We start from the raw sequence: 15,006 nt of genomic DNA, 5'->3' as shown, positions 1-15,006 counted from the left end.
TTTTTATGATTGTTTTTCCATTTCAAAATCTTCCATGAACTTAGTGGTATAATTACCCGCTACGTAATCTGGATGATCCATTAATTGTCTGTGGAAAGGAATAGTTGTTTTTACACCTTCAATAACATACTCATCTAATGCACGTTTCATTTTGTTGATTGCTTCTTCACGAGTTTGTGCAGTAACAATTAACTTAGAAATCATAGAATCGTAGTTTGGTGGAATCATATACCCAGCGTATACGTGAGTGTCGATACGAACACCATGACCACCTGGAGCATGATAAGAAATTATTTTTCCTGGAGCAGGTCTAAATCCGTTATAAGGATCTTCTGCATTAATTCTACATTCAATAGAGTGTAATTGTGGCTTGTAGTTTTTACCAGAAATTGGCACACCAGCCGCAACTAAGATTTGTTCACGAATTAAATCGTAGTCTACAACTTCTTCCGTAATTGGGTGCTCTACTTGAATACGAGTATTCATCTCCATAAAGTAGAAGTTACGGTGTTTGTCTACTAAGAACTCAACTGTACCAGCACCTTCATACTTAATATATTCTGCAGCTTTTACAGCAGCAGCTCCCATGGCATCACGTAATTCTTCTGTCATGAATGGAGAAGGAGTCTCCTCGGTTAATTTTTGGTGACGACGTTGAACTGAACAATCTCTTTCAGATAAGTGACAAGCTTTACCGTAAGCATCACCTACTACTTGGATTTCAATATGGCGAGGCTCTTCAATTAACTTCTCCATATACATATCGTCATTTCCAAAGGCAGCTTTAGATTCTTGTCTTGCAGAATCCCAAGCATCTCTTAAATCTTCAGCTTTCCAAACAGCACGCATTCCTTTTCCTCCACCACCAGCAGAAGCTTTTAACATTACAGGATATCCTGTTTCTTTAGCGATTTCTTCACACTCTTCAAAAGTGGTGATTACACCGTCACTACCTGGTACACAAGGTACACCCGCAGCTTTCATGGTAGCTTTAGCATTCGCTTTATCTCCCATACGGTCAATCATTTCAGGAGAAGCTCCGATGAACTTAATATCGTGTTCTTCACATAATCTTGAAAACTTAGCATTTTCAGCTAAGAAACCGTATCCTGGGTGGATTCCGTCTGCGTTTGTAATTTCAGCAGCAGCAATGATACGATCCATTTTTAGGTATGATTCGCTACTTGGAGCAGGTCCAATACACACTGCTTCGTCAGCAAATCGTACGTGTAAACTTTCAGCATCTGCTTTAGAATAAACAGCCACTGTTTTAATACCCATCTCTTTACAGGTTCTAATTACACGTAGCGCGATTTCGCCTCTATTGGCAATTAATATCTTTTTAAACATGTCTTTTAGTTTATGAGTTTATTGGGTTTAGGTGTTTAAGAGTTTAGTTATGTACTAAACTTCTAAACTTAAAACTTCTAAACCAAAAATTATGATGGGTCTACTAAGAATAATGGTTGATCAAATTCTACTGGAGAAGAGTCATCCACTAATACTTTAACGATTTTACCAGATACTTCTGATTCAATTTCGTTAAATAATTTCATTGCTTCAATAATACAAACAGTATCACCAACTTTTACCTCAGTTCCTACTTCGGCAAAATTAGGTTTATCTGGAGAAGGCTTTCTGTAGAAAGTACCAATGATAGGTGATTTTATAGTTACATATTTTGAGTCGTCTTCAGTGTTAGCAGGAGCAGCTGCAGCTGGTGCTGCTGGTTGAGCAACAGGAGCTTGAGCCATCATTTGAGGAGCTTGAGCCATAGGAGCAGCAGCTTGAATAATAGTAGTTTCAGCAGCTTCGCCTCCAGTTTTAATGGTGATTTTAATATCTTCCATCTCTAGTTTTACTTCACTTGCACCTGACTTTGCTACAAATTTTATAAGACTTTGAATTTCTTTAATGTCCATTTTCCTAAATTTTAGTTGTTTAGTTTATGAGTTATATGCCCATTTTAAGTAGATAGCTCCCCAAGTGAAACCACCACCAAATGCAGCAAAAATTAAATTATCTCCTTTTTTCAACTCTTTTTCATAGTCGGCAAGTAATAACGGTAAAGTAGCAGAAGTAGTATTTCCGTACTTGTGAATATTCATCATTACTTTGTCATCTTCTAAGCCAACTCTGTTAGCAGTAGCTTCGATGATTCTTTTATTAGCTTGATGTGGAACTAACCACTGAATATCTTCTTTTGTTAGGTTGTTTCTGGTCAACATTTTTTCAGAAACATCTGCCATGTTTGATACAGCAAATTTAAACACAGTTCTACCTTCTTGGTGAACAAAGTGTTGCTTGTTTTTTATGGTTTCTTCTGATGGAGGTAAGATTGATCCACCTGCATCTATTTTTAAGAATTCACGACCAATACCGTCACTTCTTAAGTATTCGTCTTGCAATCCTAAACCATCATTATTTGGTTCAAATAAAACAGCACCTGCACCATCACCAAAAATGATACAAGTAGCTCTATCAGTATAATCAATAATTGATGACATTTTATCAGCACCAATTAACAATACCTTTTTATAACGACCACTTTCAATATATCTAGCAGCAGTAGACATACCATATAAGAAACTAGAACAAGCAGCTTGTAAATCGTATGAGAAAGCATTAACTGCTCCAATTTTAGAGGCAGTATATACAGCTGTAGAAGCTACTGGCATATCTGGTGTAGCGGTTGCTACGATTACCATGTCTATTTCTTCAGGGTTTGTATTTGATTTTTGTAGTAAATCTTCGGCTGCTTTAATAGCCATGTAAGAAGTTCCAAGACCTTCTCCTTTTAAGATTCTTCGTTCTTTGATTCCTGTTCTGCTGGTAATCCATTCATCGTTGGTATCTACCATTGTTTCTAGCTCTTTGTTAGTTAGAGCGTACTCGGGAATATATTTTCCTACCGCCGATATAGCTGCAGTTATTTTAGTCATAGTTGTTTGTTTTGTAGTAAAACGAGTTTTCAAAGTAATGAAAATTATTTCACTTTTTTGTAGAAAAAAACATCAAAAAATACACTTTTTGACGTAAAAACATAAAAAAACCCTCAAAATAGAGGGTTTTTTAATTTTTTAAACTAGTTCTTAAGCCTCAGCAGCAGCGCTTTCTAATACTACTTGACCTCTGTAATAAAGTTTTCCTTCATGCCAGTGAGCTCTGTGGTATAAATGAGCTTCTCCAGTTGTAGGATCAACAGCTATTTGAGGAACAGAAGCTTTATAGTGAGTTCTTCTTTTGTCTCTTCTAGTTTTAGATATTTTTCTCTTTGGATGTGCCATTTTATGTCTTATTTATCTGTTAGTAAATCCTTTAATTTATCCCATCTTGGGTCTGTTGAGTCTTCTTCAACAGTTTTCTCTTCGTTTATTCTTAATTCTTCTAATTTATTTAAAGCGTCTGACTGCATTGAACCATCAGTTACACTTGGGTGTACTCTTTTGGTTGGAACGGATAACACAATTAACTCATATAGATATTGTGCAACGTTAATTTGATACGCTTCGTGTGGAAGTATCAAAATTTCATCGTGTTCGTCATTAAATTCAGGGCCAAATTTAACAACCAAGTCTAAACTACCATTAATAGGTAGATCAAACAATTCATTAGTGACATCACAAGGAACATTAACGGTTCCGTTTATGGTAAAATTAAGCTCAAATAAAGTGCTCTTTTTTACAAAAGTAATATCAGCTTTAATGTTTACGTCATTAAATTCATCAAACTGAAAAGCTTCAAAGAACGTTTTGTCAATTTGATATTCAAATAAATGACTTCCTTCTTTTAAACCTACAAAAGGTATGTTGAATTGTTTTAAGTCTTTCATCTACAACTATCAATTTGAGCGTGCAAAGATATAAAAAATGTTTTTACTTTTATATTTTGTGTAAAAAAAATGCACTATTTTATGTTTAAAGCATTTTTAGTAAGTTCTTGATACTCTTTTCGGTTCTTAAATATTTGTAATGAGGTAAATAAAGCTTCTTTAAACGACGTTTCATTTGCTTTGTTTTTACCTGCGATATCAAATCCCGTTCCGTGATCTGGAGAGGTTCTTACTTTAGCTAATCCTGCGGTGAAATTTACACCATTTCCAAACGATAAAGCTTTGAAAGGAGCTAACCCTTGATCATGATACATGGCTAAAACACCATCAAATTGTTCGTAAGTTTTAGAACCAAAGAAACCATCAGCTGCATACGGACCAAAAACTAATTTACCCGATTCTTTAATTTCGGCAATCGTTGGACGAATAATTTCATCGTCTTCACTACCTATAATTCCGTTATCTCCACAATGTGGATTCAGTCCTAAAATGGCAATTTTAGGTTTGTTGATGTTGAAATCTTGCTTTAATGAATTATACATGATGTCAACTTTCGACTTGATAAGTTCTGGAGTAATGGTTTCGGCAACTTTTGAAACAGGAATATGTCCTGTTATTAAACCAATACGCAATTCATCCGTCATTAAAATCATCAAGCTTTTTCCGTCTATGTTCTCTTCCAGGTATTCTGTATGACCTGGGAAGTTAAATTCTTCTGATTGTATATTCTCTTTACTAATAGGAGCGGTAAGTAAGACATCAACTTGATTCTTCTTTAAAGCAGCTACTGCTCCTTGCAAAGATTTTAAAGCATATTTACCACCTTCTTCAGTAATTTTACCTAAATCAATTTTAACCTCCTCTTTCCAAACATTCAATAAATTGATTTTTCCGTGAACTAATTTATCTATTGAAGTAATTCCGTGGACACTATTATTAAGATTCAACGCTTTTTTGTGGTATGAAATCAGTTTGTTTGAAGCAAACAACACAGGGGTACAGAAATCTAACATTCGTTTGTCTTCAAAAGTTTTTAAAATAATTTCGATACCAATTCCGTTGATGTCTCCAACTGAAATTCCAACAATAATTTTGTTTGCTTTATCCATAGTTTACTTTCGTAGGTAAAGTTGTATTTTTGATGCTAACAAAAGTAACTAAATTTTTATAGAATGTTTACCGGAATAATAGAAACTCTTGGAACGGTTAAAGGAATAGAGCGTGAAAAAGAAAATTTACACCTTACAATTCAAAGTACAATTACCAATGAGTTAAAAATAGATCAAAGTGTAGCACATAATGGTGTTTGTTTAACAGTAGTGGCAATTGATAATGATGAGTATACCGTTACAGCAATAAAAGAAACTTTAGATAAAACCAATATTGGCGATATACAAGTAGGTGAAGAGGTAAATCTTGAAAGAGCTATGAAGTTAGGCGCTCGTTTGGATGGTCATATTGTACAAGGGCATGTAGACGGAACTGGTGTTTGTAAAAATATTGAAGATGCTGAAGGGAGTACGGTTTTTACTTTTTCATATAACTTTGATGGAAGTAATGTAACGATTGAAAAAGGTTCTATTACCATTAACGGAGTGAGTTTAACGGTTGTAAACTCTAAAAAAGATGAATTTAGTGTGGCAATAATCCCTTATACCTTTGAGCATACTACGTTTAAAAATTTTACAATTGGTAGCAAAGTAAACTTAGAGTTTGATGTTATAGGAAAGTATGTTGCTAGACTAACTCAATTTAGATAACAGGAGAAAATTTCCAATAATTATAAAAACCATAAATATATTTCGATATGTTTATGGTTTTTTCTTTTTTCATGATAAAAATAATGAAAATCAGTGTGTTATATTCGTATCTTTGAGAAATTGTATAAAACTATAAGTTATGGATATATCGGTTTTTTTGTTGAAATTTTGGGGCTGGTATTGTATTATTTTCTTCTTTGTTTTGAGTTTTAATCCGAAAAGGGTAAAACAAATAGTAGATAACTTACAAGATGCCCGATTTTTAATTATCCTTTCGCTTTTTGCAATTATTATAGGATTACTTAATGTCTTAGCTCATAATATTTGGGAATCAAACATTAAGTTGGTAGTAACTTTATTTGGTTGGTTAGCCTTAATTAAAGGAATTATTCTCTTCACTTTTCCAAAACAAACCATCAACTTATTAAAACAAACCAATTTAAAGTTTATACAAGCTATATATGTGTTATTATTCTTTTTAGGATTGTTTTTGTTGAATGAAGCTTACGGAATTGTGCCTTTTTAAACGGAATTCAGAGCCAAAATTGAAAAAAGCACGTAGCCGTTTAGTATTGGTAATTACTGAATTCTTAAAAAGAGAATTGAATTATTTATAGATATAGGTAGAACTAGCAACGCTTCTTTAAGAGTGTTGCATATTACTAACAATGATGAGATAGGTGAAAATTTTCGCACACAGTCTTCTCAAAGCCGTTAGTAAAAGAAATTAGGTACAAGTTAAAAGTATCTGTATTAGTGTTACATGACTTAAGAAATTAAAACGAAAACGATGAAAAATGTAGGTGTTTGGTTAGACAAAGAAAAAAAAAAGCTTTTGTTATAACCATTGAAAACGGAACAGAGGATATGAAAATGATAGAATCTAATATAGAAACATTTCGTATTCATGGAGGTTCAGGAACTCGATTTAAAGGAGGTCCACAAGATGTGGTTCAAGACAGTAAGTATTTAGAAAGAGAAAAACATCAAACAAAAAGATACTTTAGTGAGCTTGCAGCTGAGGTTGATAACGCAGATTCATTAGCCATTTTTGGTCCAGCAGAAACTTTTGAAAAATTTAAAAGAGAATTAGAGAGTTCGCATAAAGAATTAGATGCTAAAGTTAAAGCAGTGAAGAGAGTTGATAGTATGACAGATAATCAAGTAAAGGCATTGATTAGAGATTTCTTTAAAGATGAGCACTAGTCCTGATAAAATTTCAATTGTAAAGTCTTCTGGAGAAGTCGTACAGTTTTCACTCACTAAGTTGAAAAAATCTCTAAAACGAACTGGTGCCGATGATGAAGTGGTAGCTTCTATTTTAGAAACCGTTCAAGATGAATTGTACCAAGGAATAACCACGAAAGAAATTTATAATAGAGCCTTTGCTTTGTTGAAGAAAAAAAAGAACGTGTTCGCTTCTAAGTATAAGTTAAAGAAAGCAATATATGAGTTAGGTCCCACTGGTTTTCCTTTTGAACATTTTATAGGAGCTATTTTAAAATATTCAGGGTATAAGGTAGCTGTAGGAGAAATTTTACAAGGAGAATGTGTACAGCACGAAGTAGATATCGTAGCACATAAAAATAATGAAACCACTGTTGTAGAATGTAAATTTCATAGTGAGCAAGGTCTCGTTTGTAATGTTAAAGTTCCTTTATATGTTCATTCTCGTTATCGCGATGTTAAAAATCATTGGAATACATTTAAAAAACACGATACAACCTTAACTCAAGGTTGGGTTGTAACAAATACAAGGTTTACTAAAGATGCAACTCAGTATGGTAATTGTACTGGATTATACCTGTTAAGTTGGGATTACCCTCTAGAAAATAGTTTAAAGGATATAATTGATCGTTTAGGGTTATACCCTATTACGGTTTCAACTTTATTGACAAATAGAGAAAAGCAGTTTTTATTAAATAGAGATGTAGTACTGTGTAGAGAGTTAATAAAAGATAGCTTTTACTTAGATCATTTAGGGGTTTCTGATACTAGAAAGAAAAGAATTCTTGCAGAAATACAACAATTGTGTAACGCTTAAAATAAGTAATGATGCTTAATTTTGCTAAAGTTCATTTTTTAGGAGCAGCAGGTACAGTTACAGGATCAAAGTTTTTGCTCGAAGCGTACGGTAAGAAAATTTTGATTGATTGCGGGATGTTTCAAGGACTCAAAGAGCTTAGAGAGTTAAATTGGAAAGAACTTCCTATAGATGTAAGCCAAATTGATATAGTACTATTAACACACGGACATTTAGATCATGTAGGGTTTCTACCAAGATTGTACAAGCAAGGGTTTAGAGGGAGGGTTATTGGAACAGCTCCTACTTTAGCGATTGCAGGAATTATTTTAAAAGATAGTGCAAAGATTCACGAAGAAGAAGCAGAAAAAGCAACTCTAGAACATTATAGTAAACATAATCCTGTACTTCCTTTTTATACAATTGCTGAAGCTGAAAAAACAATAACCTTATTTGAAGCTGTAGAGGAAGGAGAATGGATTTCTTTTTCAGATGAAATCTCATATAGATTTCAATATAACGGACATATCATAGGAGCTACTTTCATAGAATTAAATATCAACAAAAAGCGATTTGTGTTTTCTGGAGATATTGGAAGGCAAAATGATTATTTGTTAGAAAAACCAAAAAAACCTGAGTGGGCAGATTACCTTTTTTTAGAAAGTACATATGGTCATAAACTGCATCCTACAGAAGATATAGAAGAAATTTTATCAGAAACAATTAAAGAAACCATCGTGCAAAAAGGAAATTTGATCATTCCTAGTTTTGCTGTTGAGCGTTTGCAAATGTTAATGTATGTTTTATGGAAGTTGTATAAAAAAAATAAAATCCCAAACATTCCCATTTTTGTAGATAGCCCGATGGGGAATAATGTTTTAGAGGTTTTTAAACGATATCCGAAATGGCATAAATTATCGATGGATGAATATGCAGCTATGTGTAATCACGTTACTATTGTAGAATCGTATAGAGAAACTTGGGAAACTATTGATGATTCGAGATCTAAAATAATAATTGCAGGAAGTGGTATGGTAACTGGCGGTAGGGTTTTAACTTACTTACAACAGATGGTTGATGATCCTACTACGACGATTCTGTTGGTTGGGTATCAGGCAGAAGGAACAAGAGGAAGACAGTTACAAGAAGGATGTCATGAAATAAAGTTCTTTGGACGATATTTTCCTGTAAAGGCAAGAGTTAAAAGTATAGAAAGTTTATCTGCTCATGCAGATCAGCAAGACTTGTTAGATTGGTTAAGTGAGATAAAAAACATACCAAAAGAAGTGTTTCTTATTCATGGAGAACAAACAGCTTTAGATGCTTTTAGGGTGAAAATACAAAAAGAGAAAAATTGGAATGTTTGTATTCCAAAATTACATGCTATAAAAGAGTTAATGATATAAAATGAAATGTCTAATCGTAAAAGCTAGTTCAATGAAAACAACAAACACATATGTGAAATATGTTGAGTGGTTGAGTGCAGAAGATATGCATTTAACCTCAAAACAATGGCTGTCTGAACTTTCTTTTTTGAAAGATGAACAACTCTTTTTTGAAGATTTAATTAGAAAGTATATTTTTGAATTAATAGCTCCTGATCAATTTAAGGGAACAACTAAAATAGTTGAAGAGTTAGGGAAATCTAGAAAAAAAACAGACGAATTAATTAAGCTTGTAGAGGCTCATGAAAGAGGGTTAGAAGTAATGGTAGATGGGGTAGATCAAGTAATAGAGGAAGAAGTCTATAAAAATGAACACCGAAGATTAATTATTGAAGTAAGTGAGTTCTTAAAAGGATATCGAGGCTTAAAAGAAACTCTTTTTAATACTGTGAAAGAAATCGAAAAATCAGAGAAAAAAAGAATTGAGTAATAAAAAAAACGGAGCTAATTATTAGCTCCGTTTTTTTGTTTTATGAGGCGATATAACGTTTAACTACCCATAGAGGTACGTGTAAATCTTGAGTAAACAATTCTTCAGTAACACTTCCTACTAAAAGAGAAGTAAAGTTGTTGTGTCCTTTGTCGGCAACAAATAAAATGTCTGTTTTATCTTTTTCGGCAATAGTTCTAATTTTTTCAGGAATACTGTCTTCACCTGCAGAAGCTTTAAGAGTTTCTATATGTTGAGCTTTTGTTTTTTGAAGTAATTTTTCAAACTGTAAATCAACGTGTTTTTCTACTTTTTCTCGAGCTTTATCAATTTTGATGTAAGGGAAAAACAACTGAGGTATTTTAAAAACATTCAGCGCTTTTAACGTAGATTTTTGTCTTGAACTCATGTCTGAAGCGGTATGAAATGCTTTTAGAGAGGCTGATGAAAAATCAGTAGCAACCATAAGGTTTTCAGGGGTCAAGTTTGCTTCTTTAGGTATTAAAAGCACGTTACATTTTGCCATACGTAATAACTTACCTGAAACCGAACCAGATCCTTTGTAAGTGTTTTTGTTTCCTACGATTATCAAATTAGTGTGGTATTTATTGGCAACGTAGCTAATTAAACTTTCAGTATAAGCATCGTCTGAAACTAATAATTCATAGTTGCAGTCGGTGTCAAAATACTTACTTATGCTGTTTTCAAGTTCTTCTTCAATAATTTCTTCAATATTAATGTTTTCTAACTGTTCAGAAAATAAGCTACTTATTTCATATTTTTTTACATTATGAATAAAATACACGTTTTCTGTTCCGTAATTTTTAGCCAACATGCTACAATATTTAATTAGCGAGATGTCTAATTCTGATAAATCTAAGGCTACAAGTATGTTTTTTATCTTCATAATTTAAGCTTTTTGTTTTTTAGAGTCTATTAACCTTTTTACAGTTTCTTGATATTCTTCTTTTTCCTTTTGATTTAAACGCTTTAGGTGTTCTTTATAATCTTCTTTTAATCCTTTAAAAAGAGAGTAGCACATGAGCAGCAAAAGTAAGGTAAAAGGAAGTCCGGTTGCAATAGAAGCAGTTTGTAAAGCTTTTAAACCTCCTCCTAATAATAAAACGGCTGCTACAGCGCCTTCTGCAAGTGCCCAAAATATTCGTTGCCCTACTGGAGCATCAATTTTTCCACCTGAAGTTAAGCTGTCAACCACTAAAGAACCAGAATCTGATGAGGTAACAAAGAAACTAGCAATAAGAATAATAGCAATGATGTTTAACGCCATTGAAAAAGGGAAGTCTTCTAAGAATACAAAAAGAGCAGTTGCAACATTATCATTCACACCCTCTGCAATAGTAGGATCTCCTCCTAAAATTTCGTGTAAAGAGGTACCGCCAAAAGCTGTAATCCAAAATAAAGTGATTAAGGTAGGAACGATTAAAACACCTAAAATAAATTCTCTAATTGTTCTTCCTTTAGAAACACGAGCGATAAACATTCCTACGAAAGGAGACCAAGCAATCCACCATCCCCAATAAAAGATAGTCCATGAGTTTTGCCATTCTGTTCCTGTATAGGCTTCAGCCCAAGTAGAAAGATTGATTAAGTCGTTTACATAACTACCAGTATTTTGTACAAACGATTTTAGGATGAAAATTGTGGGACCTAAAATTACTACGGCAAGTAATAATAATACTGCAATACGCATGTTCATTTCACTAAGGAACTTTACTCCTTTATCAACTCCTGAAATTACTGATATGGTGGCTATCAATGTAATACCTACAATTAGCCATATTTGTAAAGAAATTCCTGAATCTAAACCAAAAACGTGCTCTAAACCAGCAGCTACTTGTTTAACACCTAATCCTAACGAAGTTGCTAAACCAAAAACGGTAGCTAAAACAGCAAAAATATCGATAATATCTCCAATTCTACCATGAATTCTATCCCCTAAAAAAGGATAAAAAACTGAACGAATTGTTAAAGGAAGCCCTCTAGAATATGTAAAATAAGCTAAAGATAATCCAACCAAAGCGTAAATAGCCCAAGCATGCAATCCCCAGTGTAAAAAAGTAACATTCATGGCTTCTTTAGCAGCAGCAGCTGTGTTTGGATCGGCTAAAGGAGGAGAAGAAAAATGATAAACAGGTTCGGCAATACTCCAAAAGAGCAGCCCAATCCCCATACCTGCACTAAAAAGCATTGAAAACCAAGAGGTAGTTGAAAATTCTGGTTTTGCTTTAGCTCCACCTATACGCAAGCTTCCGTATTTACTAAAAGCTAAGTAGAGCATAAAAGTAACAAAAATGTTTACAGCTAAAATAAATAACCAACCAGTTTTGTTTGCTATAAAACTTTGCGCTGTGTCAAAATAGGATTGTGCTCTTTCTTTAAAGAGTAACGTTAAAGCTACGCTTAGTATTATTACTATTGAAGAAGTGAAGAATACAGGTCCGTTAACTTCGAGCCCAAAGATTGATTTTCGTTCGTCGCTTCTAATTATTTTTTTTGCTTTCTTCATTTGTTGATGATTTGTCTCATTCATATAATTAAAAATAATATCCGATGTTTATATTAAATCTCATTTCCCAATTAGCATTAGGTGTTCCATTTGCTAAAGCGTTTGTCCATATTGGACCTAACCAAGGGTGGTTTTTCCCTGTGGCAAAATCTATGTATGTATAGACATTACCAGCTGTTACCAAGAAACCAAACACATTCATAATACTGTCTTCGAAATTCTTAGCTGTTTTATCCATGTATCCAAAGTCATTGTATACTTGTATGCTAGAAATAGGTTTCCATTTAACAGGAAAAGTGTAGGCTGCACCTAAAGTGTATGTTGTTGCTTCTGTAGCAGTAAGGTAAGGAGCTCCATAAGCAGTTAAAGCAATAAGGTTGCTGTGGGTAGTGTTTTTAGTACTGTATTTGTAGGTAGATACTTGTGCTTTTGTACTGAAGTTTTTTGTATTTAGTTGATAGTGTAAGGCAAAAGCATGATGATTAGAAATATCTTCAGTATCTAAATTATAGAGTCCCCCGTATTGTGAAGAAACTCCTATTTTGTGTTGTGTGTTTTCATTTCCGAAGTGATAGTTTACTTGACCGTTTAATTGATTTGTTTCTTTATATCTTAAGTCTAAGTTTCCATCACCATCAATGTCTATTGAGGCAACATCGTATGAGTATCGGCTGTCGGAAACATCAGAGTTGCTTCCAAAATTAAGTTCCTCAGCATTTTTAAAAAAAGCCAAGGCATATTCCCACTTTTTACCTTTATGGGTGAATTTCACTCCCATATCATGGTCGTCTTCTAAACCTAAATAATAGTTGATGCCAAAAAACCAACTATGAGAGTTGTACTGAGTATTACCGAAGGGCACTTGTGTTAATCCTAATTGAATATTGTCTTTTTCGTTAAAGTCATATCCTAACCAACCTTGTTTAAGCATGCTACCTCCAAAACTTTGCGAGTAAAAACGATACTCGGCATTAAGTTTTATTCCTTTGTATTTAGCTTTAGCATTAATCCTGAAGACATCGAAACCGAAATCGCCTCCACGCTTTTTTTGTCCATCTTTCCAAGAAGATAGATTATAGTTAAATCGTAATGCCCCGCCAATTTTAACCTCAGGTTTTTCTTGTGAAAACATAGCTGTAACAAAAGAAAAAGCGACTAAGACTAGGCTTTTTTTTGAGAAATTCATTGTTGTAATAATAAATGTGAAGAAAGTGTGCTTGTAAAAAGTACATTTTCATGTTTAAGAGTTAAGGGAAACTCTTTTTAGCTTGATAAAAAGGGGATTTTATTCAGAAGGAGGGATGAATTTGTCGGATTGATTTCTGAAAACCAAAAAGTTAAAGCTGAAAATTCTTTTGTTCTTTTTGTCTTTGAGTTTTTTTATCATAAGCGGCAAAGATACTGATTAAAAAGGGGTTTTCAAAAAAGAGACTTTTTTGAGTGATTTGAAAAAGGATAAGTATTGTTTTTTGATTAAAAAATATCGGTTTAAGGTGTTTTAAAAGGTGGTTATCATTTTTATGTTTTTAAATTTCAATATATTAGTGTATTAAATATCGTGTATAGATGAAAACCTCAATGGAAAGAAAGAATTTGTATGGCTATATTATAAATAGTCTTATGGTTGTAGCACTTGGTGTTGTTTACTTAAAACAGATGAATAACACTACGGATGATAGTTTGTGGAATTGGATTTCACTGGGGTTAATAGTTATTATTTTAGGGATGTTAACAACTGTGTTTTTTATTTTAAGAACACAGCTTAAAGCAAAAAAGAAATCGGAAGAAGAATTGTTAAAAAGTCAAAAATTACTGCACTCGATAATAGAGAATACTACCAATGCAATTTCCGTAAAGAAAATAAACGGCGAGTATATGTTGGTAAATAAGAAGTATCAATCAATTTTTGAAGCATACGATAAAGATTTAATAGGAAAAACCGATCATGATATTTTACCAGAAGAATTAGCTGATAAATATCTAGATGCCGATTTAGAGGCAATGAAGTTAGGAAGAGAAATTCAAGTAGAAGAAGAGATTGAGCAGTCTGATGGAAAGCATACATATTTATCAGTAAAATTTCCCTTGTTTGATGTTTCTAATAGAGTGTATGCTATAGGAAGTATATCTACAGATATTACAGAAAGGAAAATGATTATGGAGTCGCAAAAGGAAGCGGATACTTTTTTTAATATTTCAACAGATAGTTTGGTGATAGCATCTAATGAAAGGTTTTTAAAGGTAAATCCTTCTTTAAGTAATCTTTTAGGGTATTCTAATGAAGAATTGCTTAATAATCCGTTCGCTACTTATGTCTTCCCTGAAGATATTGAAATGACAAAGGAGGCGATTAAAAAGTTAGAAGGTGGAGTGAATTTAGTAAGTTTTAAAAATCGTTGGATTTGTAAGGATGGAAGTATTAAGTGGCTGTCTTGGAATGCTACTTCTGATACGGCTACTGGAACATTATATGCTGTGGTTAGAGATATTACAAATGATTTGTTGCTGCAAGAAGAGAATGAAAGAAGAATGAATGATTTGTATGAGAATCAGCAAAAGTTGAATATGATTATAGAAAATATTAGTGATGGAGTATTGGTGGCTAATGCTGAAAAGCAAGTTGTGTTAGCTAATGAGGTTGCTAACGAGCTTTTTGGTATTGAAGATGACTCTCAAATATCAATTGATTTTTCAGATCATTTTAAGGTGTTAAATCCATATGATGGAAAAGTTTTTCCAGCTCAAAATCTATCTGCAGAATTAGCTTTACTAGGTAAAATTACCAACGATATTGATGTATTGTTATTGAATAAAGAGACGAATACTATTAGGAGAGTTTTACTGAGTGGAAGGCCTATAATAGATAATGAAAACAACATAGCAGCCGTTGTTGTAACCATTAAAGATATAAGTAGGTATAAGAGATTAGAGGCAGAATTAGAAAAAAAAGATCAAGAGTCAAGAAGGAGAATTGGATTTAAGAGTAATC

16 protein-coding genes are annotated in these 15,006 nt (G+C 33.1%); 7 read left to right on the top strand and 9 right to left on the bottom strand.

Going from position 1 to position 15,006, the window contains the following annotated elements:
- Positions 1–3: 3 nt before the first annotated feature.
- From accC to pdxA, 6 genes are all read right to left on the bottom strand, one after another.
- Positions 4–1,350: an acetyl-CoA carboxylase biotin carboxylase subunit gene (gene accC / locus OU788_RS09550; protein ID WP_274634966.1), complete on the bottom strand. Its 1,347-nt coding sequence runs from the start codon at positions 1,348–1,350 to the stop codon at positions 4–6.
- Between the two features lie 89 nt (positions 1,351–1,439).
- Positions 1,440–1,922 (bottom strand): acetyl-CoA carboxylase biotin carboxyl carrier protein, encoded by a 483-nt coding sequence (gene accB, locus OU788_RS09545; protein WP_028892217.1) that lies wholly within the window; start codon positions 1,920–1,922, stop codon positions 1,440–1,442.
- 24 nt (positions 1,923–1,946) lie between these two features.
- Entirely contained in the window at positions 1,947–2,942 is a 996-nt protein-coding gene (locus tag OU788_RS09540; RefSeq protein WP_274634965.1) for a beta-ketoacyl-ACP synthase III, read from the bottom strand.
- A gap of 150 nt (positions 2,943–3,092) precedes the next feature.
- Positions 3,093–3,287, bottom strand: a complete 195-nt coding sequence (gene rpmF / locus OU788_RS09535; RefSeq protein WP_047789948.1) for a 50S ribosomal protein L32 — start codon at positions 3,285–3,287, stop codon at positions 3,093–3,095.
- A gap of 8 nt (positions 3,288–3,295) precedes the next feature.
- Positions 3,296–3,832 (bottom strand): YceD family protein, encoded by a 537-nt coding sequence (locus OU788_RS09530; protein WP_274634964.1) that lies wholly within the window; start codon positions 3,830–3,832, stop codon positions 3,296–3,298.
- Positions 3,833–3,906: 74 nt separating this feature from the next.
- A complete protein-coding gene (pdxA, locus tag OU788_RS09525; protein ID WP_274634963.1) occupies positions 3,907–4,941 on the bottom strand; it encodes a 4-hydroxythreonine-4-phosphate dehydrogenase PdxA in 1,035 nt (344 codons plus the stop codon).
- 63 nt (positions 4,942–5,004) lie between these two features.
- On the opposite strand from pdxA, the gene OU788_RS09520 reads away from it, so the two are divergent.
- The 6 genes from OU788_RS09520 to OU788_RS09495 all read left to right on the top strand — a co-directional run bounded on the left by OU788_RS09520 (position 5,005) and on the right by OU788_RS09495 (position 9,490).
- Positions 5,005–5,592: a riboflavin synthase gene (locus tag OU788_RS09520; RefSeq protein WP_274634962.1), complete on the top strand. Its 588-nt coding sequence runs from the start codon at positions 5,005–5,007 to the stop codon at positions 5,590–5,592.
- A 139-nt stretch (positions 5,593–5,731) separates the two neighbouring features.
- Positions 5,732–6,118 carry a hypothetical protein gene (locus OU788_RS09515; RefSeq protein ID WP_274634961.1) on the top strand — a complete coding sequence of 129 codons (387 nt, stop codon included), beginning with the start codon at positions 5,732–5,734 and terminating at the stop codon, positions 6,116–6,118.
- Between the two features lie 281 nt (positions 6,119–6,399).
- Positions 6,400–6,798 carry a hypothetical protein gene (locus tag OU788_RS09510; protein WP_274634960.1) on the top strand — a complete coding sequence of 133 codons (399 nt, stop codon included), beginning with the start codon at positions 6,400–6,402 and terminating at the stop codon, positions 6,796–6,798.
- Entirely contained in the window at positions 6,788–7,636 is an 849-nt protein-coding gene (locus tag OU788_RS09505) for a restriction endonuclease (protein ID WP_274634959.1), read from the top strand. Before OU788_RS09510 ends, OU788_RS09505 begins: the two co-directional genes overlap by 11 nt.
- A gap of 11 nt (positions 7,637–7,647) precedes the next feature.
- Positions 7,648–9,021 carry an MBL fold metallo-hydrolase RNA specificity domain-containing protein gene (locus tag OU788_RS09500; protein ID WP_274634967.1) on the top strand — a complete coding sequence of 458 codons (1,374 nt, stop codon included), beginning with the start codon at positions 7,648–7,650 and terminating at the stop codon, positions 9,019–9,021.
- 31 nt (positions 9,022–9,052) lie between these two features.
- Positions 9,053–9,490 carry a hypothetical protein gene (locus OU788_RS09495; protein WP_274634958.1) on the top strand — a complete coding sequence of 146 codons (438 nt, stop codon included), beginning with the start codon at positions 9,053–9,055 and terminating at the stop codon, positions 9,488–9,490.
- Positions 9,491–9,530: 40 nt separating this feature from the next.
- Here OU788_RS09495 and OU788_RS09490 read toward each other — a convergent pair whose 3' ends face one another.
- Genes OU788_RS09490 through OU788_RS09480 form a run of 3 tightly spaced genes read right to left on the bottom strand, consistent with a single transcriptional unit; the run spans position 9,531 to position 13,203 of the window.
- Positions 9,531–10,397 (bottom strand): universal stress protein, encoded by an 867-nt coding sequence (locus OU788_RS09490; RefSeq protein ID WP_274634957.1) that lies wholly within the window; start codon positions 10,395–10,397, stop codon positions 9,531–9,533.
- A gap of 3 nt (positions 10,398–10,400) precedes the next feature.
- Positions 10,401–12,017: a BCCT family transporter gene (locus tag OU788_RS09485; protein ID WP_274634956.1), complete on the bottom strand. Its 1,617-nt coding sequence runs from the start codon at positions 12,015–12,017 to the stop codon at positions 10,401–10,403.
- 28 nt (positions 12,018–12,045) lie between these two features.
- Positions 12,046–13,203: a hypothetical protein gene (locus OU788_RS09480; RefSeq protein WP_274634955.1), complete on the bottom strand. Its 1,158-nt coding sequence runs from the start codon at positions 13,201–13,203 to the stop codon at positions 12,046–12,048.
- 470 nt (positions 13,204–13,673) lie between these two features.
- Here OU788_RS09480 and OU788_RS09475 point away from each other — a divergent pair.
- A partial coding sequence (locus tag OU788_RS09475) for a PAS domain-containing protein (RefSeq protein ID WP_274634954.1) occupies positions 13,674–15,006 on the top strand: 1,333 nt, incomplete at its 3' end.

The organism is Tenacibaculum sp. L6, assembly GCF_028823685.1.
In the GTDB taxonomy this organism is placed as follows: domain Bacteria; phylum Bacteroidota; class Bacteroidia; order Flavobacteriales; family Flavobacteriaceae; genus Polaribacter.
This window is presented reverse-complemented; position numbering and strand designations above follow the sequence as displayed.